We start from the raw sequence: 25,733 nt of genomic DNA on the forward strand, positions 1-25,733 counted from the left end.
GAAGGGCGAGGGGCCGTGCGAGGAGAGTCTCAGCCGCGCTGGATGCCCGTCGTGTCCTGGAGCACGCCACGGCGGCCGTCCTGCGTCTGGGCCACCAGGCCCTGACCGCGCTGCTCCACCGCCAGGTACCAGGTACCGGGCGCCAGTTCGGCGATCGGCGTCGGCGAGCCGTCCTCCGCGTACAGCGGACGGGCGACCGGGACCGCGAACCAGAACGGCGAGAAGTCCGACGGGGCGCCGCCCTGCTGTCCCTGCGGCTGCGCCTGCGCCTGCGCCGGAGCCTGACCCTGCGCCGGCTGCTGCTGCGCGGGCTGACCCTGCGCCGGCTGCGGCTGGCCCGGCTGACCGCCCTGGGCGCCCGGGTAGCCGTAACCGCCCTGCGGCTGGCCCCCGAACGACGGCTGCGGGCCGCCGGGGTAGCCGTAACCCGCCGGCGGCTGCGCGCCGTACGGCTGCGGCTGCTGCGGACGCGGGGCGCCCATCAGCGGGGCCTTGAGGGCCGGGACGAGCGGAGCGGCGACGGCCGCCGCGGCGAGCACGAGGGTGGCGAGCAGGCCGAGGATCAGGCCCGCGCCCGCGTCCGGCTCCCAGTCGATGATGGTCCAGAAGGCCGTCCACAGGGCGAAGATGCAGAAGGCGACACCGAACTGGCCGAGGTCGATACCGGCGACCTTGCGGCCCGGCATCGCGCGGCCGACGACGATCAGGGCCGCGCCGATGACACCGGCGAGGAACATGCTCATCAGGAGGCCCAGGGAGTCCCAGGCGTTCGGGGCGTCGTAGTCCGGGCACACACTGCTGCCGGCCGGGCAGTCGATGCCGGGCGTCAGACCGAGGAACGAGGCGATGAACAGCACCACCGCTGCTCCGATCACCACGCCATCGCCTCGAGTGAGGGAGCGGATGTTCACGTGAAAAGTCCTTCGTCGGTTGTCTCGTCGGGTGCGGGGGTGGCGCGAAGCACGGGGGCGGCCCCATCGTACGGGCCGAATCTATCGTCCGTCTCGGCTAGCCCCGCAGGTAGGTACTGATCCCGTCCGCGATTCCACTGGCCGCTTTCTGCCGCCACGCGGCATCCGTCAGCAATGCGGCGTCCTTCGGGTCACGCATATTGCCGCATTCGACGAACACTTTGGGCACGGTCGACAGATTCAGTCCACCGAGATCCTTGCGTACGTCCAGACCGGTGCCGCCACCGACGTAGTTGGAGGGCGCGCTTCCGGTGGCCGCGGCGAACCGCGCCGCGATGTGCTCGCCGAGCGCGCGGGACGGTCCGACGATCGCCGCCGTGTCCGCCCCACCGCCCTTGACCAGGGCGGGAAGGATCACATGAAACCCGCGGTTGCCGCTCGCCGAGCCGTCCGCGTGGACCGAGACGACGGCGTCGGCCTTCGCCGCGTTGCCGATCCGGGCGCGCTCGTCGATGCAGGGGCCGTAGGGCCGGTCGGCGTCATGGGTGAACGTCACCGTCGCGCCCTGCTTTTGCAGCAGGGTGCGAAGACGGTGTGAAACATCCAGGGTGAATGCGGCTTCGGTGTAACCGGCGTCGGTGGAGGTGCCGGTGGTGTCGCATTCCTTGCGATTCGTGCCGATATCCACTTGCGCGGCGATTTCCCGGGTGTGCGTAAAATTTCCCGGATTGTGCCCCGGGTCGATCACCACGACCTTTCCGGCGAGGGGCGCCGCGGTGGGCACCGCCCCGGCCGTGGAAGCCGCCGTCGAGGGTGCGGAGGCCGTCGCCGCTCCCCGCCGCGGCGCCTTCGCGTCGGGTCCGCCCGTGCCGCCCGTCGTCTCCCAGACGAGCCACCCGGCCGCCGCGGCGATCAGAGCGGCGGCGGTCGCGAGGGCCGCGGTCCGGCGGCGTGCGGGGGAGGGGCTGTCGTCGTCGTGCACCCGGCGATGCTACGCGCCGGCGCCCCGCGGGCGTGGGACCGCGCCCCGCGGCACCGTGCGACGCCCCCGTGGAGCCGACACGGCACGGGGCGACGCTCGCGCGGGTACGGCACCGTAGGCACGCCGCGCAGGGCGACGCGGCACCGCGACACCCCCGCGCAGTTCGACGTGGCCCGCGCAGGGCCGTGCGACATGGCACCGAACCCCGCAGAGGAGCCCGGCCCCGTCGCCCCGGAGCTCAGCGGGCCGCCAACTGGATGCTGTACACGTCCCCGACCCGCAGCGCGTCCGGCGTGCTGTACTCGCCGTAGGTGCCGATGACCGACACCTCCACCCCGGAGCCGGGCTGCCGGAACCGGCGGTAGTACGGGGCGTTCGCCGGGACCTCCGGCACCTCCACCAGCGGCACGCCGCGCCGCTCCAGCAGGCGCCGCAGCTTGTCGAACCGCAGCCTCGGCGTGAACCGCCCGTACCGGGCGCGTACCACCTCGTTGACGACCCTGCTGCCGCCGTGGGCGAGCCGGTGCACCTGCAGCGTGACGTGGTGCCCCGACCACGGTTCACCGCCCGCGGCCCGGTCCCAGAAGAACTCGGCCAGGCCGTAATCGCGCCCCAGACTGCACGCGCCGTAGCGGTTCTCCGCGAAGCCCGTCCCCAGCACCTCCGTGACGCGCTCGGGCGAGTCGGACGGGCGTACGCCCAGCACGGTGCCGTTCGTGACGACGTCCACGTAGAACGCCAGCGAGTACGGCGTCACGCGGTCACCCGGCGGTACGCCGCAGCACCCGCAGCGAGTCCGTCACCGAGACCTCGGTGAAGTCGCCCGACTCCAGGGCGCGCAGATAGATGCGGTAGGGCGCCTGGCCGCCGTCCGCCGGGTCGGGGAAGACGTCGTGGATGACCAGCAGCCCGCCGGGCGCCACGCGCGGCGCCCAGCCCTCGTAGTCGGCGGTCGCGTGCTCGTCGGTGTGGCCGCCGTCGATGAACACCAGCCCCACCTCGCCCGCCCACACCTTCGCGACCTGGGGCGATCGGCCGACGACCGCGATGACGTGCTCCTCCAGGCCGGCCTTGTGCAGGGTCCGGCGGAACGTCGGCAGGGTGTCCATCAGCCCGATCTCCGGGTCCACCACCGTCGGGTCGTGGTACTCCCAGCCGGGCTGCTGCTCCTCGCTGCCCCGGTGGTGGTCGACCGTGACGACGACGGTGCCCGCCGCTCGCGCCGCGTCCGCCAGCAGGATCGTGGAGCGCCCGCAGTACGTGCCGACCTCCAGCAGCGGCAGCCCGAGCCGCGCGGCCTCGGACGCCGCGTCGTACAGCGCCAGACCCTCCCGTACGGGCATGAACCCCTTGGCGGCCTCGAAAGCGGCCAGCGTCTCCGGCTTGGGCGCGGCAGCGGCCACGGGTTCCTCCTGGACTGGTGTGCGTACTGGGCGGTCACATCGTAGGCGCCGCCCGCCGCGCATCGGAGGGGACCTTCCGCCCACCGGGGTCCACGCGCCGGGTGTGCATCACTTCGGGCATATCCAGTTGCAAAGGCCGTCGTCATTGTCCGGCCACTCGCAGCAGATCCTGGTGAGCTCGGAAGGATCATCGACCGTGTCGCGATCGACGAACTCCGTCACGATGCGACCGTCTTCAACACTCGTGACGCCTATTTTCTTTTTGAAGTCGATCCGCAGTATTTCGAGTTCCAACCTTCTGCATTTCACCGCATACCGACCAGCTGCCTCGGGGTACTTGGCGAACAGTCTGCCGACCTCTTCGAAGAATTCGGGGTCGCGCTCCGGCCCACAGGCAGGCTTGACATCCATGGCTGCACTCCCCGGTGTCGAGTGGTTGCATCCCCGAATCCATCGTCCCTCAGCCTCGAGTCCGGTGCTACCGAGCTCAGTACGTCCCCCGTTCAACCTCTCGAAGAAGCACGCTTGATCGGCCGGATCCGCGGTCCGGCCGAAGGCGCGGCCGCCCGCGGCTTCGCGTCGCACTCGAACCACACCGTCTTGCCGTCCGCCAGCGGCACCGTTCCCCAGCGGTCGGTCACCGCCTCGACGAGGAGCAGCCCCCGCCCGCCCTCCGCGAGTTCGTCACCCCGCCGCCCCGCGACGGGCGGGTGCGCGGACCCGTCCGTCACCTCCACCCGCAGCCCCTCCGGGCGGCGCAGGACGAGCACGGTGCACCGCCTCCCCGGCACGTGCCGCACGACATTGGCGACGAGCTCCGTCATCGCCAGCTCGGCGGCGTCGCTCAGCTCCGCCAGGTCCCACCGCGTGAGGAACATGCGCAGGATGCGCCTGATGTGCCGTGCCGAGTGCTCGCCGACGGTGAAGCCCATGCGGTAGCTGCCGTTCGTGTTCGCCGGTGAGGGTTCAATCCCGTGATCCATGTCACCAGAGTGCGGTGACGTGCTTACGCTCGGCTACGAACCGAAACGAACGCCGCACGGCGTGAACTTGGGGTTGGCCGCCGCATGGTCAACATCCGCGACCTCGATCCCAGCGCCTCACCGCTGGACTACTACGGCTCGGAACTGCGCCGCCTGCGGGAGGCCGCCGGGCTCAAGCAGGCCCAGCTCGGCGACATCATCTTCTGCACGGCCTCGCTGATCGGCCAGATCGAGACCGCCCGGAAGGTCCCCACGCGGGACTTCTCGGAACGCGTCGACGCGGCACTGGGGACCGGGGGAACCTTCTCCCGGCTGGTGGGGCTGGTGCTGCGGAGCCAACTGCCGCACTGGTTCCAGCCGTACGCGGAGATGGAGGCGAAGGCGGCGTACATCTCGACGTGTGGGTGGTGCTGGGCGAGGCAGTGTTGCACCAGGAGATCGGCGGCCGGGGCGTTATGCGGGCCCAACTCGCCCACTTGTTGAACCTCCAGGGGCGGGAGTGGGTGCAGGCACAAGTCCTGCCCTTCACGGCCGGTGCGCACACGGGGCTGATGGGCTCGTTCAATCTTTTGAGGTTCGAGGACGACCCGGATCTCCTCTATACCGAGGACTTCGTACAGGGCCATATGACGGCCAATCCACAGGCTCTCAGGGAGGGTTCCCTCCGTTACGATCACCTGCAGGCCGCTGCCCTCTCGGTCGAGGATTCGGCGGCACTGATCGCCCGCGTAATGGAGGAGCGCTATGGAGACCAACCAGAACCTGACGGGCGCGCAGTGGCGTAAGTCTTCCTACAGTGGTACGAACGGCGGCGACTGCATCGAGTGTGCCCCCCTCGGCGCCGCCGCCTGGCGTAAGTCCAGCTACAGCGGCGATACGGGCGGCCAGTGCATCGAGTGCGCCCCCCTCGGCTCCGCCGCCTGGCGCAAGTCAAGCTACAGCGGGGACACCGGCGGCGAGTGCATCGAGATCGCCGCCCAGCCCTGCCGCGTGGCCGTCCGGGACTCCAAGAACCCCGACGGCCCCGCCTTCACCGTCAACACCGCGGCCTTCGCCGCGTTCGTCGCGGCGGCCGCCGCAGAAGGCGGCTTCAGCGCTCGCGGCCGCGGCTGAACTCGGCCAGTTCGAGGTCGATGAACGCCGCGATCATGGCTCGCCAGACGGCTTCCGCGACCTCGGGGGCGAGTCCGGCGGCTTCGGCCCGCGCCCGGGCTGCCGCGACGACCTGCTCGACGCGGCCCGGGGCGCGTACGGTCCCTTCGTCGGTCTTGAAGTCGGCCGCCCTGCGGACGAGTTCCTGACGACGGGCGAGCAGGGCGGTGAGTTCGGTGTCGAGCGCGTCGATGCGCGCGCGTACCTCGGCGAGGGACTGGGGCTCGGACATGGGGTGTTTCCTTTCCTTGCGGTGAAGTGGGACGCGGTCAGGCGGTCGTGGGGGCGGCCGGGCGGATGCGTGGGGACATGCGCCCTGGCGAGATGCGGCTCATCCCGACCGTCACCCCGATCATGACGAGCACCGCGCCGGCGATGTCCGCGGGGCGCGGCGTACCCACGCCCAGGGCCACCGTGGCGAGGAGCGACCCGAGCGGCACCAGGCCGGCGAAGAGCCCGGCGCGGGCGGTTCCGAGGTCGCGCAGCGCGCGGTACCAGAGGAGGAACGCCACGGCGGTGACGACGGCGCCGAGGTAGCCGAAGGCGGCCAGCTGGGTCGCGGTGGGCAGGTGCGCGGGCAGCGGCTCGAAGAGCAGTCCGGTGGTGAGCAGCATGGGGACGGACAGGGCTGCCGACCAGGCGGCGACGCGCACCGGGCCGAGCTTGGGCAGCAGGGGCACGGCGAGCAGCGAGAACAGCACTTCGCCGAGCAGTGCGCCGGCGGCCAGGAGGACTCCGCGCGGGCTGCCGGTGCCCAGGCCCGCCGCGATGGCGGTGCCGAGGGCGACGACGGCGGCGGCGACGACCGTCCGGGTCCCGATCGCCCGCCGCTCCACCAGGGGGCCCGCGACGGCGAGGACGACCGGGGCGGCACCGACGACGGTCCCGATCAGGGCCGGGCTCGCGTGCCGGGTGGCCTCGACGAGGAAGAGGTTGAAGCCGACCAGGCCCGTCGCGGCGAGCGCCACGAGCAGCAGCACATCGCGCCGGGTGAGGCGGACGCGCGGTAAGCCGAGGCGGCGGACGACTACCAGGAGGACGACCGCGGCGAGTCCGTATCGCAGGGCCTGGCCGAGGTGGACGGGGTGGTCGGCGACGGTGGCGGAGACCGCGGTGGAGGTGCCGACCAGCAGCATCGCGGCGGCCGCGCCGGCCGCCGGGGCGGCGGATCTCACGCGGCCACCGCCCCGGCGGGCCGCTGAGCACGCGGGGCGTCGAGCACCTTGCGGGTGATGCGTTCGGCGATGGCCGTGACGAAGGTGCGCGGCCGGCGCGGGGTGAGGTGGGCGGCCAGGGTGTTGGAGAGTCCGGGTGCGATGTAGGCGCGGTCGCGGTCCAGGGCCCGCAGGGCCGCGCGGACCACGGGTTCGGCGGTGGTCATGGTGCCGTTGACCGCCGCCTTGCGGGTGCCGATGACGTCGAAGAACGCGGTGTCCACCGGGCCCGGGCACAGGGCGAGGACGCGTACGCCCCGGTTCCGGTACTCCTGGCGCAGCGCGAGGCTGAAGTTCAGCACGAACGACTTGGCCGCGCTGTAGACGGCGAAGTACGGGGACGGCTGGAATCCGGCGGTGGAGGCGACGTTGATGACGGCACCCCCGCCGCGGGCGAGCATGGCGGGCACCAGGGCGTGGGTGAGGTCCACCAGCGCCACCACGTTGACCATGAGCTGATCGTGGTCGCGGGGTCCGTCCGTCTCCTCGAACCGGCCGCAGGTGCCGAAGCCGGCGTTGTTGACGAGCAGGTCGACGGTGCGGCCCAGGTCCTCGAGCCGGGCGTGGACGCGCAGGGCCGCGTCGGGTTCGGTCAGGTCCTGGACGATCACGTCCGCCCGGATGCCGTGCCGGGCGCGCAGGTCCCCGGCGATCTCGTGGAGCCGGTCGGCCGAGCGGGCGACGAGGACGAGGTCGCTGCCGCGCGCGGCGAGCTGCGCGGCGAACTCCGCGCCGAGCCCGGACGAGGCTCCGGTGACCAGGGCCGTGGGGCGGTGGGTCGCTGACATGGCACATCCCTCCGTTCCGGCAAGAGCCGCTCTCTCGCCGTCGAGTCATGACTGTAGCGACTTTCGGGCTATCCGCAACAGTGATGTAGCAGTTAATTGAGGAACAGCTCCAGTGGTGTACGGTCTGCGCAGGTTCCCCGGCACGAGGAGGCGGGATGAAGGCAACCCCACAGCGCCCTCTGCGCGCGGACGCGGAGCGCAGCGTCCGGCTGATCCTGGAGGCCGCCGAGCGGGTCCTGGAGGCCGACCCCGCCGCGCCCATGGAGAAGATCGCCGAAGCCGCGGGGGTGGCCCGGACGACGGTCCACCGCCGGTTCGCCAACCGTCAGGCGCTCGTGGAGGCCCTCTCGGGGAACGCGGCGCGGCACCTCGACGACGTCGTCACCGAGGGTCGGCCCGAGACCGCGCCCCCGCTGGTGGCGCTGCACCAGATCACCGCGGGCGTCCTGCGGGTCAAGCTCGGCTGGCGGTTCGCGCTGGGCCACGCCGTGACGCCCGGCAGTGAGGCCGAGCGCATCCTCGCCGGCGTACAGGACCGCTGCCTCGCCCTCCTGACGCGGACTCAGCAGGCGGGCCTGATCGACGCGGGTGCCGATCTCCTGTGGGTCCGCCGCGTCTACTACGCGCTGATCGGGGAGACCTTGCAGGACACCGGCTCCGCGAACGATCCCGACGCCCTGGCCGCCCGCATCATGGACACCCTCTTCCACGGCTTCGGTCCCCGGTAGGTCGTACGCCGGGTCGTAGGACGGGGTGTGCGCCGGTCGTACGACGAAATCCCCATGTACGACCCGCAGGGCTGCTGCGACCATGACACGCATGGTCCAGCCGCGCCCCGACACCCAGACCCCCGCCCCCGCGATCACCGGAAGCCCCCACGCCACGCGCACGTGGGCGGTGCTGCTCGCCGCCTGCGCCGGGCAGTTCCTCGTCGTCCTCGACGTCTCCGTCGTCAATGTGGCGCTGCCCTCGATGCGCGCCGACCTGGGGCTGTCGGCGCTGGGCCTCCAGTGGGTGCTCAACGCGTACACGATCGCCTTCGCCGGGTTCATGCTGCTCGGCGGTCGGGCCGCCGACCTGTTCGGGCACAAGCGGATGTTCCTGATCGGGCTCGGGCTGTTCACGGCCGCGTCCCTGGCGGGCGGGCTCGCGGCGGAGGGATGGCAGCTGCTGGCCGCGCGCGCCGCGCAGGGGCTCGGGGCGGCGGTGCTGGCGCCCGCGACGCTCACCATCGTGACCGGCGCCGTACCGGCGGGTCGCGCGCGGACCCGGGCCATAGGCACCTGGTCGGCGGTCGGGGCGGGCGGCGGCGCCGCCGGCGGACTGGTCGGCGGCGTGCTCACCGACGTGCTCTCCTGGCGCTGGGTACTGCTGATCAACGTCCCCGTCGGCGTGGTGGTGCTGATCGGTGCGGCGCTGTGGGTCCGGGAGCGGCGTACGGGCGGCGGCCGGCGGCTCGACCTGCCCGGCGCGGTGCTGGTCACCGGCGGGCTCGCGGCCGTCGCGTACGGCATCGTGCAGACGGAGCAGGCCGGCTGGGGCGCCGCCGTGACGCTCGTGCCGCTCCTCGGCGGCCTGGCGCTGCTGGCGGCGTTCGTCGCGGTGGAGGCGCGCACGGCGGCGCCGCTGATGCCGCTGAAGGTCTTCCGGTCGCGGGCGGTCACGACGGCCAACCTGTCGATGTTCGTGAACGGGTCCGCGGCGTTCGCCATGTGGTTCTTCATGACGGTGTACGCGCAGAACGTGCTCCATTACACGCCGCTGGAGGCGGGCCTCGCCCTCGTGCCGAGTTCCATCAGCGTCATCGTCGGGTCCAAGCTGGCGCCGCGCCTGATGCCGGTGGCCGGAGCGCGGAACCTCGCGGTGCTCGGCACGCTGATCGCGGCCGCCGGCTTCGGCTGGCAGTCGCTGATGGAGGCCGACGGCGGGTACCTGACGACGATCCTCGGCCCCGGCATCCTGATGATGCTCGGCATCGGGCTGATCATCACCCCGCTCGCCTCCCTGGCCACCTCGGGCGCGGCCCCCGGCGACGCGGGGCTGGTCTCCGGCCTGGTCAACACCTCCCGCACGATGGGCGGCGCCCTGGGCCTGGCGGCGCTGTCCACCGTGGCGGCCGCCAGGACGGCCGGCGGTACCGGCCCGGAAGCCCTGACGGCGGGGTACGCTCTGGCTTTCCGGGTCAGCACCGGCGTCCTCCTGGCGGGTGCCGTGCTGATGATTCTGTGGCTGCCGCGCCGCGCGGAAGGGGCGGTCGAGTCCTGATCGTCACCGTCGCGGTTCCCCGCGAACGGCTCCGGGCGCGCATACTGGCGGAAATGACGAAAACACCCGCGCCCCGGCGCCACCTCGCGACCAGCCCCTTCAAAGCCCCCGTCGTCCTGCCGATCGAGGACTTCGCCCTGGGGGACCGCGTCTCGCACGACCAGTACGGACTGGGCACCGTCATCGGTGTCGAGGACGGCATCGCGACGCTCGTCGACTTCGGCCCCGGGCGGGTCCGGGTCCTCAGTCCGTACAAGGGCATGACCAAGCTCTGAAGCCCACGACACCCCGCTCTGACATGGCGTCAGGTGTATTCCCTTGCGTGGTGCGCTGCGTTATACAGGAGGCGCACCGGCCCTAGAACGCGTTCTATTCCGGTTCCGGGTGCCGGGCCCTCCACGGCCTCGGTGCGGTCGACGGTGCGGACGGCCGTGCCGAGGTCTCCAGCGACCGGCAGGAGCCCCATGCCCATCGACGCGAGCCAGGCGGTCGCGGCGGAGCCCCGCTCCGCCGAGATCCACTGGGACCACAAGGACGTCCAGCTCTACCACCTCGGCCTCGGCGCCGGCAGCCCCGCCACCGACCCCGACGAACTGCGCTACACGCTGGAGTCCCGGCTGCACGTCCTGCCCAGCTTCGCCACGGTGGCGGGCGCCGGCATGGGCATGATGGGCGGGCTGGCGGCACCCGGCATCGACGTGGACCTCGCCGCCGTCCTGCACGGCGGCCAGAGCATCCGGCTGCACCGGCCGATCCCCGTGAAGGGACGCGCCGTCACCAGCTCCCGCGTCGCCGCGGTGTACGACAAGGGCAAGGCCGCGGTCCTCGTGCTCCGCTCCGAGGCGGCCGACGACGACGGCCCTCTGTGGACCTCCGACGCCCAGGTCTACGTACGCGGAGAAGGCGGCTTCGGCGGCGACCGCGGTCCCTCCGCCCGCCCGGAACCGCCCGGCCGCGCTCCCGACCGGACCGTCGAGCGGCCCGTGCGCGAGGACCAGGCGCTGCTCTACCGGCTCTCCGGCGACTGGAACCCGCTCCACGCCGACCCCGAGTTCGCCAAGCTCGCCGGCTTCGACCGGCCGATCCTGCACGGCCTGTGCACGTACGGAATGACCTTGAAGGCCGTCGTCGACACCCTCCTCGACGGCGACGTCACCCGGGTCCGCTCGTACGGCACCCGCTTCGCCGGCGTGGTCTTCCCCGGCGAGACCCTGCGCATCCGGATGTGGCGCCAGGACGGGGGAGTCCGGGTGGCGGTGTCCGCCGCCGAACGGGACGACGCGCCGGTCCTCGCCGACACCCTCGTAGAAACCGCGTGAAGGGAGCCGCGTCGCCATGCGCGCAGCCGTACTGCACGAGACCGGCCAGGAGAAACTCGAAGTCCTCGACGACGTCGAGGCGGTGGGCTTCGGCCCCGGCAAGGTGAGGATCCGGGTGCGGGCGACCGGCCTGTGCCACTCGGACGTCTCGGCCATGAGCGGCGTGCTGCCGCAGCCCGCGCCGTTCGTGCCCGGCCACGAGGGCGCGGGGGAGGTCCTCGACGTGGGCGACGGCGTGACCGCGCTGAAGCCCGGCGACCGCGTGGTCATGTGCTGGCTGCCCGCCTGCGGCGCCTGCGCCTCCTGCCGGCGCGGCCAGACCCAGCTGTGCCTGGCCGGCTTCCTCAACGCCGGTACGCCCAACTTCCGGCGCCCCGGCGGGGACGTCTTCGGCTTCGCCGGCACCGGCACCTTCACCGAGGAGGTCGTCGTCGACGCCGGCTGCGCCGTGCCCGTACCCGACGACGTGCCCTTCGACATCGCCGCGCTCATCGGGTGCGGCGTGACCACCGGGCTCGGCGCCGCCATCAACACCGCCCGCGTGGAGGCCGGCTCCTCGGTCGCCGTCATCGGGTGCGGCGGCGTCGGCATCTCGGCCGTCCAGGGCGCCCGGTTACAGGGCGCGGCGCAGATCGTGGCCGTCGACCCGGTGCCGTCGCGGCGCGAGGCCGCGCTGCGGTTCGGCGCCACGGAAGCGGTCGCGCCCGACGCCCTCGCCGACGCCAAGCAGCGGATCACGGCCGGGGAGGGCTTCGACTACGTCTTCGAGGTCGTCGGCAGGTCCGCCACCGCCCGCACCGCGTACGACACCACCCGGCGCGGCGGCACCCTGTGCGTCGTCGGCGCGGGCGCCATGGACGACCAGCTCCGGCTCAACATGTTCGAGCTGTTCTTCGACGAGAAGCGGATCCTGCCGTCCCTGTACGGGGGCGGCGACGTGCTCCGGTCGTACGAGCGGGCCATCGCGCTGTGGCGCGCGGGCCGCATCGACCTCGCGGGCATGATCACCCACCGGGTGCGGCTCGCCGAGATCAACGACGCGCTGGAGCAGATGCGGACGGGCGAGGCCCTGCGCACCTGTGTCGAGATCCGGTGAGGCGGGCCATGACCACGCCACTGCGGGACCTCTGCGCCGTCGTCACCGGCGCCGGACGCGGTCTCGGCCGCGCCGAGGCCCTCGAACTGGCCCGGCTGGGCGCCGCGGTCGTCGTCAACGACCACGGCCGGGGATCGGCGGACGCGGCCGGGGAGGTCGTCGCCGCGATCGGCGCCGCGGGCGGCCGGGCGGTCGCGCACCTCGGCGACGTCGCCGACCACACCACGGCGGGCGACCTGGTCGACCTGGCCGTCCGCACGTACGGAAAGCTTGACGTACTGGTCAACAACGCGGGCATCCTGCGCGACCGGATGATCTTCTCGATGAGCGAGGACGAGTGGGACGCGGTGATCCGGGTCCACCTCAAGGGCCACTACAACACCACGCGCTTCGCGTCCGCCCACTGGCGCGAGCGCGCGAAGGCGACCGGGGAGCCCGTCCACGGACGGATCGTCAACACCTCGTCGGAGGCGTTCCTGGCCGGCTCGGCGGGCCAGCCCAACTACGCCGCGGCCAAGGGCGGCATCGTCGGCCTGACCACCTCGACTGCCCTGGCCCTCGCCAAGTACGGCGTGACCTGCAACGCCATCTGCCCGCGCGCCCGAACCCGGATGACCCGGGACGTCTTCGCCGGCATCGCCGAGCCCGACGGCACCGGCGTGGACCCGCTCTCCCCCGAGCACGTCGCCCCGCTCGTCGGTTACCTCGCCTCGCCCGCCGCCGCGCGCGTCAACGGTCAGCTGCTGGTCGTCCACGGCGGCATGGTCGCCGTCGTCGATCGGCCCCGCGTGGCCGCGAAGTTCGACACCGCCGAGGACGTCTTCTCGTACGAGGAGCTCGATGCCCTGCTCACCCCGCACTACGCGGACCGCCCGGCGGGGGAGACCTTCGCCGCGGCCGAGGTGCTCGGCCTCAGGAAGGGCTGAGCGGGCGGCAGGGGTGCCGGTGGATGTCAGGGGGCGGGCTGGGGTGTCAGGGGTGTGCAGGGGCCTGCCAGGGGTGCGCAGGAGGGCCAGGGATTCCCGGGGGTGTCGGGGGTGACCCGTGCCGAGCGGTCGCACATGCGGGAGGGCCGCCCCGGGGGGTCTCCCCGGGACGGCCCTCCATGTCGTCGCGACGGGCCGTCAGGCCGCCGTCCCGTGGTTCGGGACCTTGCGGTGGCGGCCGTGCGGCTGCGACGTCGAGTCCTCCGTCGCCGCCGCGCCCCCTCGGTGCTTTCCGGAGCCGCCGGCGTCCCCCTGCGGTCGCGCCTGGGTCGTGTCGGTCATGGCCTCAGACATGTGGGAAGTTCACCCCGTAGTGATCGCTGATGATGTGCGGCCCGAGAGTCTAACCACGGGCTGTGCGGCCGGTCAGCGCAGCCTGCTGCAAGGGAGCCTGCTGCAGCGGAACCGGTTTGCACACACCAGGAGTCACCTCGCGCGCGGACGGTTCCCCGCGTGCGTCCTCCGGTTGTGACGGTTGTGTGACCGCATCCGGAACGAACCGTGCCAGTCCGCACCGCACCGCCCCCGTCACGTACGGCAGGCGCAGCTCGCCCTCGGGCGTCCACAGGCCGGCGCCCCTCAGCCACCCGGCGGGGGCCCGCAGTTGCCGCATCCGGCGCTCCGAGGGCCGCCACACCCCCAGCCAGCTGCCCGCCGCCGCGTCGATCCGCAGTGCCACCGCGCAGCCCTCCGGGATGAGCATCTGCCCCGGCTGGACGGCGAACGGCGTCACGGCCGCGTCGGCCAGCCGCAGGCACTCGGGGAAGCGCACCGGCAGCGTGCTGCCCATCACGCCCCAGCCGAGCCGGGCGTGGCCCGGTGAGGGTGCGTCGGAGCGGATGAGCAGCAGCCCGCTGTCCGCGTCCGCGAGTAACAGCCGGTCCTCGCTGTCCTCGGTGATCTGCAGCAGTTCCGTCACCTCCCCGCCCCGCTCCAGGTCCACGGCGACCGTCTTCACCGGCCTGCCGTCGAGCTGCCGGTCCAGCGCCAGCAGCCGCCCGGTACGGTCCAGCCACACGCCGCCCGTGCAGCGCCCCTCGATCTCGGCGACGTGCTCGGGCCCGTACGCCCCGCCCGCCACCCGCCACACACCGGTCGAGTGCTCGCCGGCCGTCAGCGCGTACGCGCACGTACCGTCCGGCGACGGCGGGAGCAGCCGCAGCGCCGGCGACTCCACGGCGCCCAGGGGGAGTTGGCCGGTGCCGGGGCCGGTCGGGTACAGCAGCGAGAAGGTGTACCCCCCGCCCGCCCGCCGGGCGATCAGCACCCGTCCGTCCGCCAGCGGCAGCACTTGTGCGTGGGGGTCCTCCGGCTGGCCGAGCGGCAGCGGCACGGCGTACGGCTCGGGGCCGTCCAGGGTCCACCGCTCGGGGTACAGCGCGTCGCCGTCACCCGCCAGCCGCGCCGCGTAGGTACCGTCCGCCGCGATCGTGAAACCCGTCCGTCCGGCGGTCTCGATGGCACAGACTGTCATCGACTCGTCACCTCCGGCGACTGAACGTAGTTATCGCACGCCGTACCGAATGGGCGAGTCGCCGTGCTTCACCTATAAGGGTGGCCGTGTCCCGGTTCGCCGCGTACAGAGGAACCGTTTGTGCTGCGGGTGGGGTGCGAGGGAGGGGCGAGTGCGGTCGCCGGCGGTCCGCTCGCGGGCCGGCGGGGGAGGGCGGAGGTGCGTCGACGGGCGCCGGGCGGGAGGGTTGTCCACAGGCCAGGGCGGCCGGGCGCGCAGGACAGGTAGCCTTTCCTACGTGCCCCGCCTGTCTGAAGTCATCGCCGAGCTCGACGCCCTCTGGCCGCCCGAGCGGGCCGAGCAGTGGGACGCCGTCGGCACCGTCTGCGGCGACCCCGACGCCGACGTCACCCGAGTCCTGTTCGCCGTCGACCCCGTCCAGGAGATCGCCGACGAGGCGATCGCACTCGGCGCGGAACTGATCGTCACGCACCACCCGCTCTACCTGCGCGGGACGACGACGGTCGCGGCCGGCCACTTCAAGGGCCGCGTCGTCCACACGCTCATCAAGCACGACATCGCGCTGCACGTCGCGCACACCAACGCCGACACGGCCGACCCCGGTGTCTCCGACGCCCTCGCCGGCGCCCTCGACCTGCGCGTCACCGGCCCCCTCGTGCCGGAGAACGGCCTCGGCCGGATCTGCGAGGTCGACCCGCCCATGACCCTCAAGGACTTCGCGGCCCGTGCCGCCGCGCGGCTGCCCGCCACCGCGCAGGGCATCCGCGTCGCGGGCGACCTCGACGCGCTCGTCCGTACCGTCGCGGTCAGCGGCGGCTCCGGCGACAGCCTCTTCGACGCCGTACGGGCCGCCGGTGTGGACGCGTTCCTCACCGCCGACCTGCGCCACCACCCGGCCTCCGAGGCCACCCAGCGCACTCCGCTCGGGCTGATCGACGCCGCGCACTGGGCCACCGAATGGCCCTGGTGCGAGCTGGCCGCGGCCCAGCTCGACGAGATTTCCGACCGCCACGGCTGGGACCTGCGGGTCCACGTCTCGAAGGCGGTCACCGACCCGTGGACCCACCACTCTTCCTCTGGAGCCCCCAACTGAACGCCGCGCCCGCCGACCAGATCCGACTCCTCGACGTCCAGGCCTTCGACACCCGCCTGTCGCAGCTCGCCCACAAGCGCACGTCGCTGCCCGAGCACGCCGAGATCGAATCGCTGACCAAGGACCTCACGCAGCTGCGCGACCTGCTCGTCGCCGCGCAGACGGAGGAGAGCGACTGCGCCCGCGAGCAGACCAAGGCCGAGCAGGACGTCGACCAGGTGCGCCAGCGCGCCGTCCGCGACCAGCAGCGGCTGGACTCCGGGGCCGTCTCCTCCCCCAAGGACCTGGAGAACCTCCAGAAGGAGATCGTCTCCCTCGCCAAGCGCCAGGGCGACCTCGAGGACGTCGTCCTGGAGGTCATGGAGCGCCGCGAGTCCGCCCAGGAGCGGGTCGCCGAGCTGACCGAGCGCGTCGCCTCCGTCCAGGCGAAGGTCGACGACGCGACGGCGCGTCGGGACGCGGCGCAGCAGGAGCTGGACAGCGAGGCCGCCTCCGTCACCAAGGAGCGCGAGGTCGTCGCGGAGTCCATCCCGGCCGACCTGATGAAGCTGTACGAGAAGATCCGCGGGCAGCAGGGCGGTGTCGGCGCGGCCCGCCTGTACCAGCGCCGCTGCGAGGGCTGCCACATCGAACTCAACATCACCGAGATCAACGACGTGCGGGCGGCCGCGCCGGAGACGGTCGTGCGCTGCGAGAACTGCCGCCGCATCCTGGTCCGCACGTCGGAGTCCGGCCTCTGATGCCCGCCGCCGAGCTGCGCGAGCTGATCGTCGAGGCGGACGGCGGCTCCCGGGGCAACCCGGGCCCCGCCGGATACGGCGCGGTGGTCCTGGACCCCGTCTCCGGGGAGCCCCTGGCCGAGGCCGCCGAGTACATCGGCGTCGCCACGAACAACGTCGCCGAGTACCGGGGCCTGATCGCCGGTCTCAAGGCCGCACGGGAACTGGCGCCCGGGGCGCGGATCCGTGTCCGCATGGACTCCAAGCTGGTCGTGGAACAGATGTCCGGCCGCTGGAAGATCAAGCACCCGGACATGAAGCCGCTGGCGGCCGAGGCGGCCCGGGTCTTCCCCGCGTCGCAGGTCGCCTACGAGTGGATCCCGCGCGAGAAGAACAAGCACGCGGACCGGCTCGCCAACGAGGCGATGGACGCGGGCAAGCGCGGCAAGCAGTGGCAGCCGTCCAGCTCGGTGGCCGCGCTGGACGCGGGCGCCGCGCGTGTGGTCGGTGACGCCGCGGCCGGCGCGGCCAAGGCCCGCGCGGCCCTCGCGGGCGCGGCGGCGGTCTCCGGGACTTCGGCCTCCGCGGCCGCTCCCGCCGCCGCACCGGCCCCGTCCGGAGCGGGCGGGACACTCCCCGCAGGGGGCGGGACCGCGACCCTCCCGGCTCCGGCCACCGCTCCGGCACCTGCCGCGGTTCCGGCGCCGGCTCCCGCGGCGACCGGGAGTGAGCGCACCACCTCCCTCGAGACCGAGACGGAGGCCGCCGCGCCGTCCGTCGGCTGGGGCCCGGCGGACCTCGGCGCGCCCGCCACCTTCGTGCTGCTGCGGCACGGGGAGACCGTGCTCACCCCCGAGAAGCGCTTCTCGGGCAGCGGGGGCAGCGACCCCGAACTGACCGCGGCGGGCCTGCGCCAGGCCGACGCCGTCGCCGCCATGCTCGCGGCCCGCGGCACCGTCCAGGAGATCGTCTCCTCCCCGCTCCAGCGCTGCCGCCAGACGGCCGCGGCCGTCGCCCAGCGGCTCGGCCTGGACGTCCGCATCGAGGACGGCCTGCGCGAGACCGACTTCGGCGCCTGGGAGGGACTGACCTTCGCGGAGGTCCGCGAGCGGTACCCCGACGAGCTGAACGCCTGGCTTGCCTCCGCCAAGGCCGCGCCCCCGGGCGGCGAGTCCTTCGCGGCGGTCGCCCGCCGGGTCGCCGCCACCCGCGACCAGCTGACGGCCCGTTACGCCGGCCGTACGGTCCTGGTCGTCACGCACGTCACCCCGATCAAGACGCTGGTCCGCCTGGCCCTCGGTGCCCCGCCCGAGTCGCTGTTCCGCATGGAACTCTCCGCGGCGTCCCTGTCGGTGGTGGCCTACTACAAGGACGGCAACGCCTCGGTCCGGCTGCTGAACGACACCTCGCACCTGCGCTGACCGGCAGGGGGCCGTCCGTCCATGACCTGGCACCTCACCGGCGACGCCGAGGAGTTCCGCGGCGCCACCCGCGCGTACCTGGAGAGCGATCCGGCACGCTGCACCGTGCTGCTCACCGTCAGCGAGCTGGTGCGCCGGCACGGGCCCCGGCCGTACGGCGACGGGGCGGACGCCCGCTTCGGGTGGTGGCGCCCGGACACGGGCGCCCCCGTTGAGGGGGCGTTCGTGCAGACACCGCCCCGGCCGCCCCAGCTGGGGCCGATGCCGCGCGTCGCCGCCCGCGAACTCGGCCGGGTGCTGCGGGACCGCGGCGACGCTCCCGTACGGGGCGTGAGCGGCACGGAGGGGGCGGTCCGGGTGTTCGCCGACGCCTGGAGCACGGACGGCTCCGGCAACCCGGCCGGGTGGACCGTCGCGCGGCGGACGCGGCTGTTCCGGCTCGGCGAGCTCACGCCGCCGCACCCCGCGCCGCCCGGCTCGGCCCGGCGCGCGACCCCCGACGACCTGCCGCTCGCGGCCGCCTGGCTGCGGGACTTCGCCGCCGCCATCGGCGAGGACCCGCACGCCGACCGGACGAGCGACGCCGCGCGCCGCATCGCGCACGGCGGCCTCCACCTGTGGGAGGCGGAGGGGACGCCCGTGTCCATGGCGGCCCATTCACCCCTGGTGGCCCACCAGTCCCGCGTCTCGGCCGTCTACACGCCGCCGGGCCTGCGCGGCCGCGGCTACGCCGGAGCCGTCACCGCCGCCGCCAGCCGCGCCGCCCAGGACGCCGGCGCCCGGCAGGTGCTGCTCTTCACCGACCTGGCCAACCCGGTGAGCAACGCCCTCTATCCGCGCCTCGGTTACCGCCCGCTGGCCGACCACGTCGAGCTGGCCCTCGGCTCGTAGAAGCGGCGTTTCCCGCTCGCAGCCGTACGACCTGCACCTCGCCCGACGGGACGACCTGCGCTCACGGCCCTGAGGACGGTGGGTCATGGCACGGCGTCCGCCACGCGGCCGGGCGGACGCAGCGCCGCCGCCTCGCGGGCCAGGGACTCCACCCGTGCCCAGTCCCGCGCCGCGAGCGCGTCCGGCGGCAGCATCCACGTACCGCCGACGCAGGCGACGTTCGGCAGCGCCAGGTACGCGGGGGCGGAGGCGGGGGAGATGCCGCCCGTCGGGCAGAAGCGCGCCCGGGGAAGCGGCCCGGCCAGCGACTCGAGGTACGCGGTGCCGCCCGCCGCCTCCGCCGGGAAGAACTTCATCGTGCTCACGCCGCGCTCCAGCAGCGCGACGACCTCCGACGCCGTCGACACGCCCGGCAGGAACGGCACGCCCGACGCCGCCATCGCCTCCAGCAGCCCGTCCGTCCACCCCGGGCTCACCAGGAACCGCGCCCCCGCCGCGACCGCCTCCGCCACGGCACCCGCCGAGACCACGGTGCCCGCGCCGACCACCGCGCCCGGCACGCCGTCCGCGATGGCACGGATGGCGGCCGGCGCGGCCGCCGTGCGCAGCGTCACCTCGATCGCGGGCAGCCCGCCCGCGACCAGAGCACGCGCCAGCGGTACGGCGTCGACGGCGTCGTCGATCACGACGACGGGCAGGACGGGGGCGAGGCCCAGCACGGACGGCGCGGCGGAAGTCATGCGGCCATCGTGGCGGCTGCCTCCATCCCCTGCAATTGACGTTGCACATGGCGCAACGCCTCTGGGGGTGCCTTGAGTCCGCGACACCCGACGCGGAGATCGCGCGCGGGACGGCGATCTTCTGAAACACGCGCCCGCCGCCGCGCGTGGTGCTGCGTGAACGCCCGGTGGGGATGCTGCCGCTCACGAGGCGAGCAGGACCGACACGCTGGTGGGGTGCACTTCGCGCGCGCCATCCATGACGAACGGCTGCGGGAGGAGGCCCGGGAGGCATCCCCCGGTCGGTGGAGCCCCTGACCGACTTCCCGCGGAAGACGCGGGAGACGCGGAAGACGCGGAAGACGCGGGAGAGCGGCGAGCTCGCGGCGTGCCGGGACGGTGACCCGCACGACACGACGATGCCGCCGGTCCAGCCGGGTGGACGGTCTCGCGTCGTACACCCCTGCTGGGGGTCCACACGGGCGAGGAGGCACGGCGGATGCCGGACGCACACCCGGACAGGCTCTTCGGGGGCGACACGGGACCGGGGGTCCGGCACACCGGAGTGCCGTCGTCCGTTCTCCGTGTGCCGACCGCGAGCCGGGGGAAGGCGACCTCGCAGCGTTGCCCGATGATCCTTCCGAAAGGGGAGACACACCATGACGAGGAAGACCCCGGCCCGCCGGCTGCCGCCCGGCCGCGACCGTGACGAACTCGCCGCCGGTCTGAAGGAGAAGTACGACGCGGGTGCCTCCATCCGCGCGCTGGCCGAGGAGACCGGTCGTTCCTACGGAGCCGTGCACCGCCTCCTGGGCGAGGCCGGCGTCGCCTTCCGCGGCCGCGGCGGGGCCACGCGCGGGAAGGCCGCGGCCTGAGCACCGCGCCGGACGGCCCGGCAGCGCGGCGTGCCGCGCACCGGCGGGATGCCGAAGGCGTACCAGGAACCGGCAGGGCAAGTGCGATGGGGTGCGGCACGTCGGGACACCGGGCGAAGGGGCGCGCAGGCCGCACGACCCGGTGTACCGCACGGGCGTGGCCTGGCAGAACACCGGCTACCACCAGCCGCCGCAGGACAGTTACCGCCTCGGGACGAAGCAGACCGGGGACGGGTGAGCCCCCGCTCATGAGGCGGGGGCTCACCCGCATCCGGCGCCGCGGCTACCCGGCCCGGTACGGACACGGTCTCAGTGGATCTCGTCCACCAGCACGTCCAGCTGCCACGCCCTGCCCGCCTTCCCCGGGGCCCCGCCCTCGACCACGTACCCGAGGTCCCGCAGCGCCGCCACCAGCTCGGCCGGTGACGCGGGAGCGGCGCCCGCCTCCAGCAGGCTCCGCACGATGCGGCCCTTCGTCGCCTTGTTGAAGTGGCTGACCACCTTGCGCGTCGGCGCGTGCAGCACCCGCACCGTCGCCGTCCGGTCAGCGACCTCGCCCTTCGGCTTCCACGCCGCCGCGTACGCCGCCGAGCGCAGGTCCAGCACCAGTCCGTCGCCGGCGGCCTCGGGCAGCACGCCCGCCATCGGCGTGCGCCAGTACGCGCCCAGTGCCCCCAGCCCGGGCAGCTTCACGCCCATCGAGCAGCGGTACGACGGGATCCGGTCGTCCACCCGCACCGCACCCCACAACCCCGAGAACACCAGCAGCCACGCGCGGGCCCGCTCCCGGGCCGCCGCGTCCAGCGTGGACAGCCCGAGCGCGTCGTACAGCACGCCGGTGTAGATCTCACCGGCCGGCCGTGCGCCGGCGGTCCGCAGCTCCGCGTTCTTGGCGATCTCACCGCGCAGGCCCTCGCTGAGCCCCAGCACCTCGCGGGCCTTGCCCTCGTCGCCGGCGCACAGCTCCACCAGCTCGTCCAGTACGGCGGCCCGCGCCGCGGCGAGCCCCGGCAGCGACAGCGCGCCCGGCTCCAGCGGCGCGCCGCTCCCCGATGCGGCCTTTCCCTCGGAGGGCGGCAACAGCACGAGCACGGTGGTTCTCCTTCATCACGTACGGAACGGGGGTGCGGCCCCCGCGCCAGCGTACAAAGTGCGTGCGCACGGCCCGCGGCCGCGCGGCGGCCGACTCCCGCCGGGGGGCACCGGGGTGCCATGACCCGCCCGTCGCCCTAGGCTCGGCACATGCCCCGCCGCCAGATCCGCATCGCCGGCGCAGCCGAGGCTCCCCTCCGGGCCGCCCTGCGCGCGCTGCGCGCCGAGCTCGGCGTGCCAGACGTCTTCCCGCCTGCCGTCCTGGCCGAGGCGGAGGCCGCGGCGAAGGCGCCGCGCCTGCCGGAGCGCGACGCCACCGACATCCCCTTCTTCACCGTCGACCCGCCGGACTCCACCGACCTCGACCAGGCGATGCACCTCTCCCGCCGCGCCGGCGGGGGTTTCCGCGTCCAGTACGCCATCGCCGACGTCGCCGCCTTCGTCACCCCCGGCGGCGCGGTCGATGCCGAGGCCCACCGGCGTGTCATGACCCTGTACTTCCCCGACGGCCGCATCCCCCTGCACCCCCCGGTCCTCTCCGAGGGGGCCGCCAGCCTGCTGCCCGGCCGGACCGTCCCCGCACTGCTCTGGCGCATCGACCTCGACCCGTACGGCCACCGCGTCGCCACCGACGTCGGACACGCCCTCGTGCGCAGCCGGGCCCGCCTCGACTACGCCGAGGTGCAGGAGCGGATCGACACCGGCACCGCCGAGGAGCCGATCGCCCTCCTCCGCGACATCGGGCTGCTGCGCGAGCGCCTGGAGGTCGAACGCGGCGGCATCTCCCTCGCCGTCCCCGAGCAGGAGATCGTCGAGCGCGACGGCGGCTACGCCCTGGAGTACCGCGCCCCGCGCCCCGCCGACGCCTGGAACGCGCACATCTCCCTCCTCACCGGCGCGGCCGCCGCCGACCTGATGACCGCCGCGGGAACCGGCATCCTGCGCACCCTGCCCACGGCTCCCTCCGGAGCCGTCGCCCGGCTCCGCCGCTCCGCGAAGGCACTCGGCGTCGACTGGCCGCACCACGTCTCGTACGCCGCCCTCGTCCGCTCCCTCGACCCGCACGACACCCGCCACGCCGCCTTCCTCCAGGACTGCACCACCCTGCTGCGCGGCGCCGGCTACACCGCCTTCACCGACGGCGACCTCCCCGTGCCCGCGGTCCACGCCGCCGTCGCCGACGAGTACACCCACTGCACCGCCCCGCTGCGCCGGCTCGTCGACCGGTACGCCGGGGAGCTGTGCGCGGCGGCCGCCGCGGGCCTGGAACCGCCCGAGTGGGTCCTCGCCGCCCTGCCCGCCCTCCCGCAGGAAATGGCCGCGGGCTCGCGCCGCGCGGGCACCGTCGAGCGCGAGTGCGTCGACATCGTGGAGGCGGCCCTGCTCGCGGACCGGGTGGGCGAGGTGTTCGACGCGTACGTCATCGACGTTCACGACCGCGACCCGTCCGTCGGCACCGTCCACCTGGAGGACCCGGCGGTCGTGGGACGGGTCGAGGGCGGCGCGCGGGAGCTTCCGCTCGGCGAGCGGCTGCGGGTGCGGCTCACCCGGGCGGACCCGGGACGGGAGAAGGTTCTGTTCGCGCCCGCCTGACCGCCTCCACCAAGGCCCGCGCGTCGTCGGCGTGGCAGCGGACCGTCCGCACCGGGTACCGCTTCCCCAGCAGCCGTACGGCGGTGACGGGCTCCGCCAGCTCGATGGTCACGGAGGTCTGCGAGGCGACCGCCAGATCCAGCACACCCTCCTGCCGGGGGTGCGAGAAGAGCAGCTCGTGCCGTACCGCACCTATCCGCTCCAGCGGTATCACCAGGTCGACGTGCGCTCCTTGCCGCACCCGCAGCGCGTCGGCGCCCAGCACGTGCGGCCGGGTCACGGACGCCGCGTGCAGCCCCAGCACGAACAGGACGGTGTACACGTCGAGGACGAGGAAGACGGCGTGCACGAGCGGCCAGGAGGCCAGCAGCCAGGACATGCCGGCCGTCTCCACCACGCAGACGAAGGCGAAGCCGTACATGTACGCGGCCTGGTCCCGCGCGTGCCCGAAGGCCCGCACTCCCGCGCCGCCGACGCCCTCCGGCCGCCGGGCCACCCACCGCACCAGGCTCGCCATCAGCCGCAGCTCGTGCCCGACGAGCCGCACGACGGGCTCCGGCACCAGTTCGTGCAGGGCCTCCCGCGGACCCGGCCCGCGCCGCCTCAGCCGGAGGAACACCGCGGCCTCCGCGGCCACCAGGGCGACGACCGCCGCCTCCGCGGTCAGGAGCACCGCGCCCGGTATCCGTACCTCGGCCACCAGGCACACCACCAGCACCAGCTCGGCCGGCAGCACCGCGCACACCGCACCCCGCAGCACCCGCACCGACCCCCGCCGCTCTCTCAGTCCCCTGCGCCTCACCGCGCACGCTCCGCCGCGATCCGCAGCGCCCGCCGGACGGCCGCGGCCTGCGCGGGCGGGAAGTCCGCGAAGAACGCCTCGGCGAACGCGCCGTCCCACGTGTCCCCCGCCTCGGGCACCAGCTCGTCCGGCAGGAGCCCGGCGAGCGCCCGCGCGGCCTCCTCCACCCGTACGTCGTCGGGCGCGGCCTCCGCGAGGGCGTCGAGCTGCGCGTACACCGCGTACGCCCGCTCCATCGCGCCGGGCGCGCGCGTCATGGCCCGCATCGCCTCGGTGAGCCGCGCCCCTTCCTCCGGGGGCACCACGGACTCCAGCAGGGTGAGCATCTCCCGGTCGCGCGCGGCCATCGCGGGCTCGGGCATGGGCAGCGCGGCCGAGGCACGGGCCATGTCCCCGAACAGCTCCGCGAGCCCGGGCGACACCGGCCCCTCGGCCGGCAACCCCCCTTCCCGCGCCTGCGCGAGCAGCCCCCCGAGCCGCTCGCGCCGCCCCCGGATCTCCTCCTCCTGCCGCGCCAGATCGGCGTCCAGCTCCTCCAGTACGTCGGCGAACTCGCGTCCCGCGTCGTCGGCGAGCACGTCCCGCACCTCGTCCAGCCCGAGCCCCAGCTCGGTCAGCCGCCTGATCCGCGCGAGCAGTACGGCGTCACGCAGCGAGTAGTCCCGGTAGCCGTTGCCCAGCCGCCGCGGCTCGGGCAGCAGCCCGAGGTGGTGGTAGTGCCGCACGGCACGTGTGCTGACGCCGACGAGCGCGGCGATCTCTCCGATCCGCATGAGGCCAGTAGAAACGTTGACGTCGCGGCAAGGTCAACGGCATTCCTGAGGCCTGTGCCGACAGGCTCCACGATCGGGGAACCGGCCGCCGTGTCCTGTGCGTCACGGCGTACGCGCACGTCGTACTCGGGGGCTTCCTGGAGCTGAGCAACCCCCGGAAGGCTTCCGGGCAGGGGCGTCCCATGCGGCGGGTACCATGGTCCGCACGGCAGACGAGCCGGGCGGACGGCCGCGTGGGGATCGCAGGATCCTCCCGAGGAACGTCCGGGCTCCACAGGGCAGGGTGGTGGCTAACGGCCACCCGGGGTGACCCGCGGGACAGTGCCACAGAAAGCAGACCGCCGGGGACCTCGGTCCTCGGTAAGGGTGAAACGGTGGTGTAAGAGACCACCAGTGCCCAGGGTGACCTGGGCAGCTAGGTAAACCCCACCTGGAGCAAGGTCAAGAGGGGCCGCCGTCAGGCGGCCCTGCGCGGACGTTCGAGGGCTGCCCGCCCGAGTCCGCGGGTAGACCGCACGAGGCCGGCGGCAACGCCGGTCCTAGATGGATGGCCGTCACCCCGACGACCGCGAGGTCCCGGGGTACAGAACCCGGCGTACAGCCCGACTCGTCTGCCCCTCCCCTTCCCGGCCTGCGGATCGTGGGGGTGTCCTTTGATCCGGTACCTCCCTGGGGAGCGACAGGGGCCGCCGGAGTCACTCCGGCGCCTGGGGCTTCCGGTGCCTGCCGGTACCGGGGCCGAGGCGCGGTGCCGGGCCCGAGGCCGGGGCGGCCTCGGTGTCGGGGAACAGGATGCGTTTCGTCTCCGCGAGATTCACCGCGAAGCCGTGGGGCTCCCACATGTGGCCGTTCCACCGCTGGATCGCCCGTGGCGCGTCCGGGTTCAGATGTGATCCCCGTGGACCGCCACCCGGGACGAGGGGCACGGCGCGGAGCCGCCCGATCCTCGTGTCACGGCGCTCGGCCCACTCCGACAGTGTTTCGTCGTCCATCGTGCTTCCTGTGAGCGGGGAGGCGGTTTCCTGGGAGGGTAGCGGCTGGATGGGACGGGTGCGCGAGTTCAGCCGGATCGGCGGAGGGCACGCCACGCGGCTCACCCGCGAGCGGAGGGCCGCTTCGTCTGGATCTGCCGGACGGTCCGGACGGTCCGGACGGTCCGGACGGTCCGGACGGTCCGGACGG

Annotated in this window: 30 protein-coding genes, 1 other RNA gene and 1 pseudogene; 16 read left to right on the forward strand and 16 right to left on the reverse strand. The window is 73.8% G+C overall.

Annotated elements, in window-relative coordinates; translation table 11 throughout:
- Positions 1–29: 29 nt before the first annotated feature.
- The 6 genes from IH00_RS0103495 to IH00_RS0103520 form a co-directional block, all read right to left on the reverse strand.
- Complete coding sequence (locus IH00_RS0103495; RefSeq protein WP_078887539.1) at positions 30–911, reverse strand: hypothetical protein; 882 nt, start codon at positions 909–911, stop codon at positions 30–32.
- A 97-nt stretch (positions 912–1,008) separates the two neighbouring features.
- Positions 1,009–1,893, reverse strand: coding sequence for an N-acetylmuramoyl-L-alanine amidase (locus IH00_RS0103500; RefSeq protein ID WP_031069415.1), 885 nt, complete (start codon positions 1,891–1,893; stop codon positions 1,009–1,011).
- A 238-nt stretch (positions 1,894–2,131) separates the two neighbouring features.
- Positions 2,132–2,650, reverse strand: coding sequence for a hypothetical protein (locus IH00_RS0103505; protein WP_031069417.1), 519 nt, complete (start codon positions 2,648–2,650; stop codon positions 2,132–2,134).
- A gap of 4 nt (positions 2,651–2,654) precedes the next feature.
- Positions 2,655–3,236 (reverse strand): class I SAM-dependent methyltransferase, encoded by a 582-nt coding sequence (locus tag IH00_RS0103510; protein ID WP_234334781.1) that lies wholly within the window; start codon positions 3,234–3,236, stop codon positions 2,655–2,657.
- Between the two features lie 168 nt (positions 3,237–3,404).
- Positions 3,405–3,707, reverse strand: a complete 303-nt coding sequence (locus IH00_RS0103515; RefSeq protein WP_052411155.1) for a hypothetical protein — start codon at positions 3,705–3,707, stop codon at positions 3,405–3,407.
- Positions 3,708–3,799: 92 nt separating this feature from the next.
- On the reverse strand, positions 3,800–4,279 hold the full coding sequence (locus IH00_RS0103520; protein ID WP_324615770.1) for an ATP-binding protein: 480 nt from the start codon (positions 4,277–4,279) through the stop codon (positions 3,800–3,802).
- An 84-nt stretch (positions 4,280–4,363) separates the two neighbouring features.
- On the opposite strand from IH00_RS0103520, the pseudogene IH00_RS36985 reads away from it, so the two are divergent.
- Positions 4,364–5,064: pseudogene (locus IH00_RS36985) on the forward strand (helix-turn-helix domain-containing protein).
- Complete coding sequence (locus tag IH00_RS39825; protein WP_078887581.1) at positions 5,024–5,392, forward strand: DUF397 domain-containing protein; 369 nt, start codon at positions 5,024–5,026, stop codon at positions 5,390–5,392. Before IH00_RS36985 ends, IH00_RS39825 begins: the two are co-directional and overlap by 41 nt.
- Here the strand turns inward: IH00_RS39825 and IH00_RS0103535 are convergent.
- The 3 genes from IH00_RS0103535 to IH00_RS0103545 are packed head-to-tail and all read right to left on the reverse strand — an operon-like array spanning position 5,370 to position 7,433.
- Positions 5,370–5,663, reverse strand: a complete 294-nt coding sequence (locus IH00_RS0103535; protein ID WP_031069421.1) for a chorismate mutase — start codon at positions 5,661–5,663, stop codon at positions 5,370–5,372. The genes IH00_RS39825 and IH00_RS0103535 overlap by 23 nt on opposite strands.
- A gap of 37 nt (positions 5,664–5,700) precedes the next feature.
- Positions 5,701–6,606 carry a DMT family transporter gene (locus IH00_RS0103540; protein WP_199819689.1) on the reverse strand — a complete coding sequence of 302 codons (906 nt, stop codon included), beginning with the start codon at positions 6,604–6,606 and terminating at the stop codon, positions 5,701–5,703.
- Entirely contained in the window at positions 6,603–7,433 is an 831-nt protein-coding gene (locus tag IH00_RS0103545) for an SDR family NAD(P)-dependent oxidoreductase (protein WP_031069424.1), read from the reverse strand. The genes IH00_RS0103540 and IH00_RS0103545 overlap by 4 nt, the downstream gene beginning before the upstream one ends.
- A 155-nt stretch (positions 7,434–7,588) precedes the next feature.
- On the opposite strand from IH00_RS0103545, the gene IH00_RS0103550 reads away from it, so the two are divergent.
- From IH00_RS0103550 to IH00_RS0103575, 6 genes are all read left to right on the forward strand, one after another.
- Positions 7,589–8,161 (forward strand): TetR/AcrR family transcriptional regulator, encoded by a 573-nt coding sequence (locus IH00_RS0103550; RefSeq protein WP_031069426.1) that lies wholly within the window; start codon positions 7,589–7,591, stop codon positions 8,159–8,161.
- Positions 8,162–8,243: 82 nt separating this feature from the next.
- Complete coding sequence (locus IH00_RS0103555; protein ID WP_031069429.1) at positions 8,244–9,698, forward strand: MFS transporter; 1,455 nt, start codon at positions 8,244–8,246, stop codon at positions 9,696–9,698.
- A 53-nt stretch (positions 9,699–9,751) separates the two neighbouring features.
- Positions 9,752–9,973, forward strand: a complete 222-nt coding sequence (locus tag IH00_RS0103560; protein WP_031069430.1) for a hypothetical protein — start codon at positions 9,752–9,754, stop codon at positions 9,971–9,973.
- A gap of 189 nt (positions 9,974–10,162) precedes the next feature.
- Positions 10,163–11,017 (forward strand): MaoC/PaaZ C-terminal domain-containing protein, encoded by an 855-nt coding sequence (locus IH00_RS0103565; RefSeq protein ID WP_031069432.1) that lies wholly within the window; start codon positions 10,163–10,165, stop codon positions 11,015–11,017.
- A 16-nt stretch (positions 11,018–11,033) separates the two neighbouring features.
- A complete protein-coding gene (locus tag IH00_RS0103570; RefSeq protein ID WP_031069433.1) occupies positions 11,034–12,113 on the forward strand; it encodes a Zn-dependent alcohol dehydrogenase in 1,080 nt (359 codons plus the stop codon).
- A gap of 8 nt (positions 12,114–12,121) precedes the next feature.
- A complete protein-coding gene (locus IH00_RS0103575; RefSeq protein WP_031069436.1) occupies positions 12,122–13,039 on the forward strand; it encodes a 3-oxoacyl-ACP reductase in 918 nt (305 codons plus the stop codon).
- Positions 13,040–13,237: 198 nt separating this feature from the next.
- Here IH00_RS0103575 and IH00_RS43235 read toward each other — a convergent pair whose 3' ends face one another.
- Positions 13,238–13,381, reverse strand: a complete 144-nt coding sequence (locus tag IH00_RS43235; protein ID WP_199819701.1) for a hypothetical protein — start codon at positions 13,379–13,381, stop codon at positions 13,238–13,240.
- 61 nt (positions 13,382–13,442) lie between these two features.
- A complete protein-coding gene (locus IH00_RS0103585; protein ID WP_031069437.1) occupies positions 13,443–14,573 on the reverse strand; it encodes a hypothetical protein in 1,131 nt (376 codons plus the stop codon).
- A 277-nt stretch (positions 14,574–14,850) separates the two neighbouring features.
- Here IH00_RS0103585 and IH00_RS0103590 point away from each other — a divergent pair, with 277 nt between their 5' ends.
- The 4 genes from IH00_RS0103590 to IH00_RS0103605 are packed head-to-tail and all read left to right on the forward strand — an operon-like array spanning position 14,851 to position 18,697.
- Complete coding sequence (locus IH00_RS0103590; protein ID WP_031069439.1) at positions 14,851–15,666, forward strand: Nif3-like dinuclear metal center hexameric protein; 816 nt, start codon at positions 14,851–14,853, stop codon at positions 15,664–15,666.
- Positions 15,663–16,406 (forward strand): zinc ribbon domain-containing protein, encoded by a 744-nt coding sequence (locus IH00_RS0103595; RefSeq protein WP_199819694.1) that lies wholly within the window; start codon positions 15,663–15,665, stop codon positions 16,404–16,406. Before IH00_RS0103590 ends, IH00_RS0103595 begins: the two co-directional genes overlap by 4 nt.
- On the forward strand, positions 16,406–17,806 hold the full coding sequence (locus IH00_RS0103600; RefSeq protein WP_031069444.1) for a bifunctional RNase H/acid phosphatase: 1,401 nt from the start codon (positions 16,406–16,408) through the stop codon (positions 17,804–17,806). The genes IH00_RS0103595 and IH00_RS0103600 overlap by 1 nt, the downstream gene beginning before the upstream one ends.
- 21 nt (positions 17,807–17,827) lie before the next feature.
- Positions 17,828–18,697, forward strand: a complete 870-nt coding sequence (locus IH00_RS0103605; RefSeq protein ID WP_031069446.1) for a GNAT family N-acetyltransferase — start codon at positions 17,828–17,830, stop codon at positions 18,695–18,697.
- Between the two features lie 83 nt (positions 18,698–18,780).
- Here IH00_RS0103605 and eda read toward each other — a convergent pair whose 3' ends face one another.
- Positions 18,781–19,437: a bifunctional 4-hydroxy-2-oxoglutarate aldolase/2-dehydro-3-deoxy-phosphogluconate aldolase gene (eda, locus tag IH00_RS0103610; protein ID WP_031069448.1), complete on the reverse strand. Its 657-nt coding sequence runs from the start codon at positions 19,435–19,437 to the stop codon at positions 18,781–18,783.
- 638 nt (positions 19,438–20,075) lie between these two features.
- On the opposite strand from eda, the gene IH00_RS0103615 reads away from it, so the two are divergent.
- Together IH00_RS0103615 and IH00_RS42595 are read left to right on the forward strand one after the other, a co-directional pair.
- Positions 20,076–20,291 carry a helix-turn-helix domain-containing protein gene (locus tag IH00_RS0103615; protein WP_052411157.1) on the forward strand — a complete coding sequence of 72 codons (216 nt, stop codon included), beginning with the start codon at positions 20,076–20,078 and terminating at the stop codon, positions 20,289–20,291.
- Between the two features lie 91 nt (positions 20,292–20,382).
- Complete coding sequence (locus IH00_RS42595) at positions 20,383–20,529, forward strand: rhamnogalacturonan lyase family protein (protein ID WP_158827660.1); 147 nt, start codon at positions 20,383–20,385, stop codon at positions 20,527–20,529.
- 71 nt (positions 20,530–20,600) lie between these two features.
- On the opposite strand, the gene yaaA is transcribed toward IH00_RS42595, so the two are convergent.
- Positions 20,601–21,383, reverse strand: coding sequence for a peroxide stress protein YaaA (gene yaaA / locus IH00_RS0103625; protein ID WP_031069452.1), 783 nt, complete (start codon positions 21,381–21,383; stop codon positions 20,601–20,603).
- A gap of 150 nt (positions 21,384–21,533) precedes the next feature.
- Here yaaA and IH00_RS0103630 point away from each other — a divergent pair, with 150 nt between their 5' ends.
- Complete coding sequence (locus IH00_RS0103630) at positions 21,534–22,976, forward strand: RNB domain-containing ribonuclease (RefSeq protein ID WP_031069454.1); 1,443 nt, start codon at positions 21,534–21,536, stop codon at positions 22,974–22,976.
- Here IH00_RS0103630 and IH00_RS0103635 read toward each other — a convergent pair.
- Positions 22,927–23,778 carry a hypothetical protein gene (locus IH00_RS0103635; protein ID WP_234334758.1) on the reverse strand — a complete coding sequence of 284 codons (852 nt, stop codon included), beginning with the start codon at positions 23,776–23,778 and terminating at the stop codon, positions 22,927–22,929. The genes IH00_RS0103630 and IH00_RS0103635 overlap by 50 nt on opposite strands.
- Complete coding sequence (locus tag IH00_RS0103640) at positions 23,775–24,551, reverse strand: MerR family transcriptional regulator (RefSeq protein WP_031069457.1); 777 nt, start codon at positions 24,549–24,551, stop codon at positions 23,775–23,777. Before IH00_RS0103640 ends, IH00_RS0103635 begins: the two co-directional genes overlap by 4 nt.
- 213 nt (positions 24,552–24,764) lie before the next feature.
- Here IH00_RS0103640 and rnpB point away from each other — a divergent pair.
- Positions 24,765–25,165, forward strand: an RNA gene (rnpB, locus tag IH00_RS38805) — RNase P RNA component class A.
- Positions 25,166–25,246: 81 nt separating this feature from the next.
- On the opposite strand, the gene IH00_RS0103645 is transcribed toward rnpB, so the two are convergent.
- The gene (locus IH00_RS0103645; RefSeq protein WP_031069459.1) at positions 25,247–25,543 is read right to left on the reverse strand and encodes a DUF6087 family protein; all 297 of its coding nucleotides are present in this window, start codon (positions 25,541–25,543) and stop codon (positions 25,247–25,249) included.
- Positions 25,544–25,733 lie beyond the last annotated feature (190 nt).

The sequence above is a fragment of the Streptomyces sp. NRRL S-118 genome (assembly GCF_000716335.1).
In the GTDB taxonomy this organism is placed as follows: Bacteria; Actinomycetota; Actinomycetes; order Streptomycetales; family Streptomycetaceae; genus Streptomyces.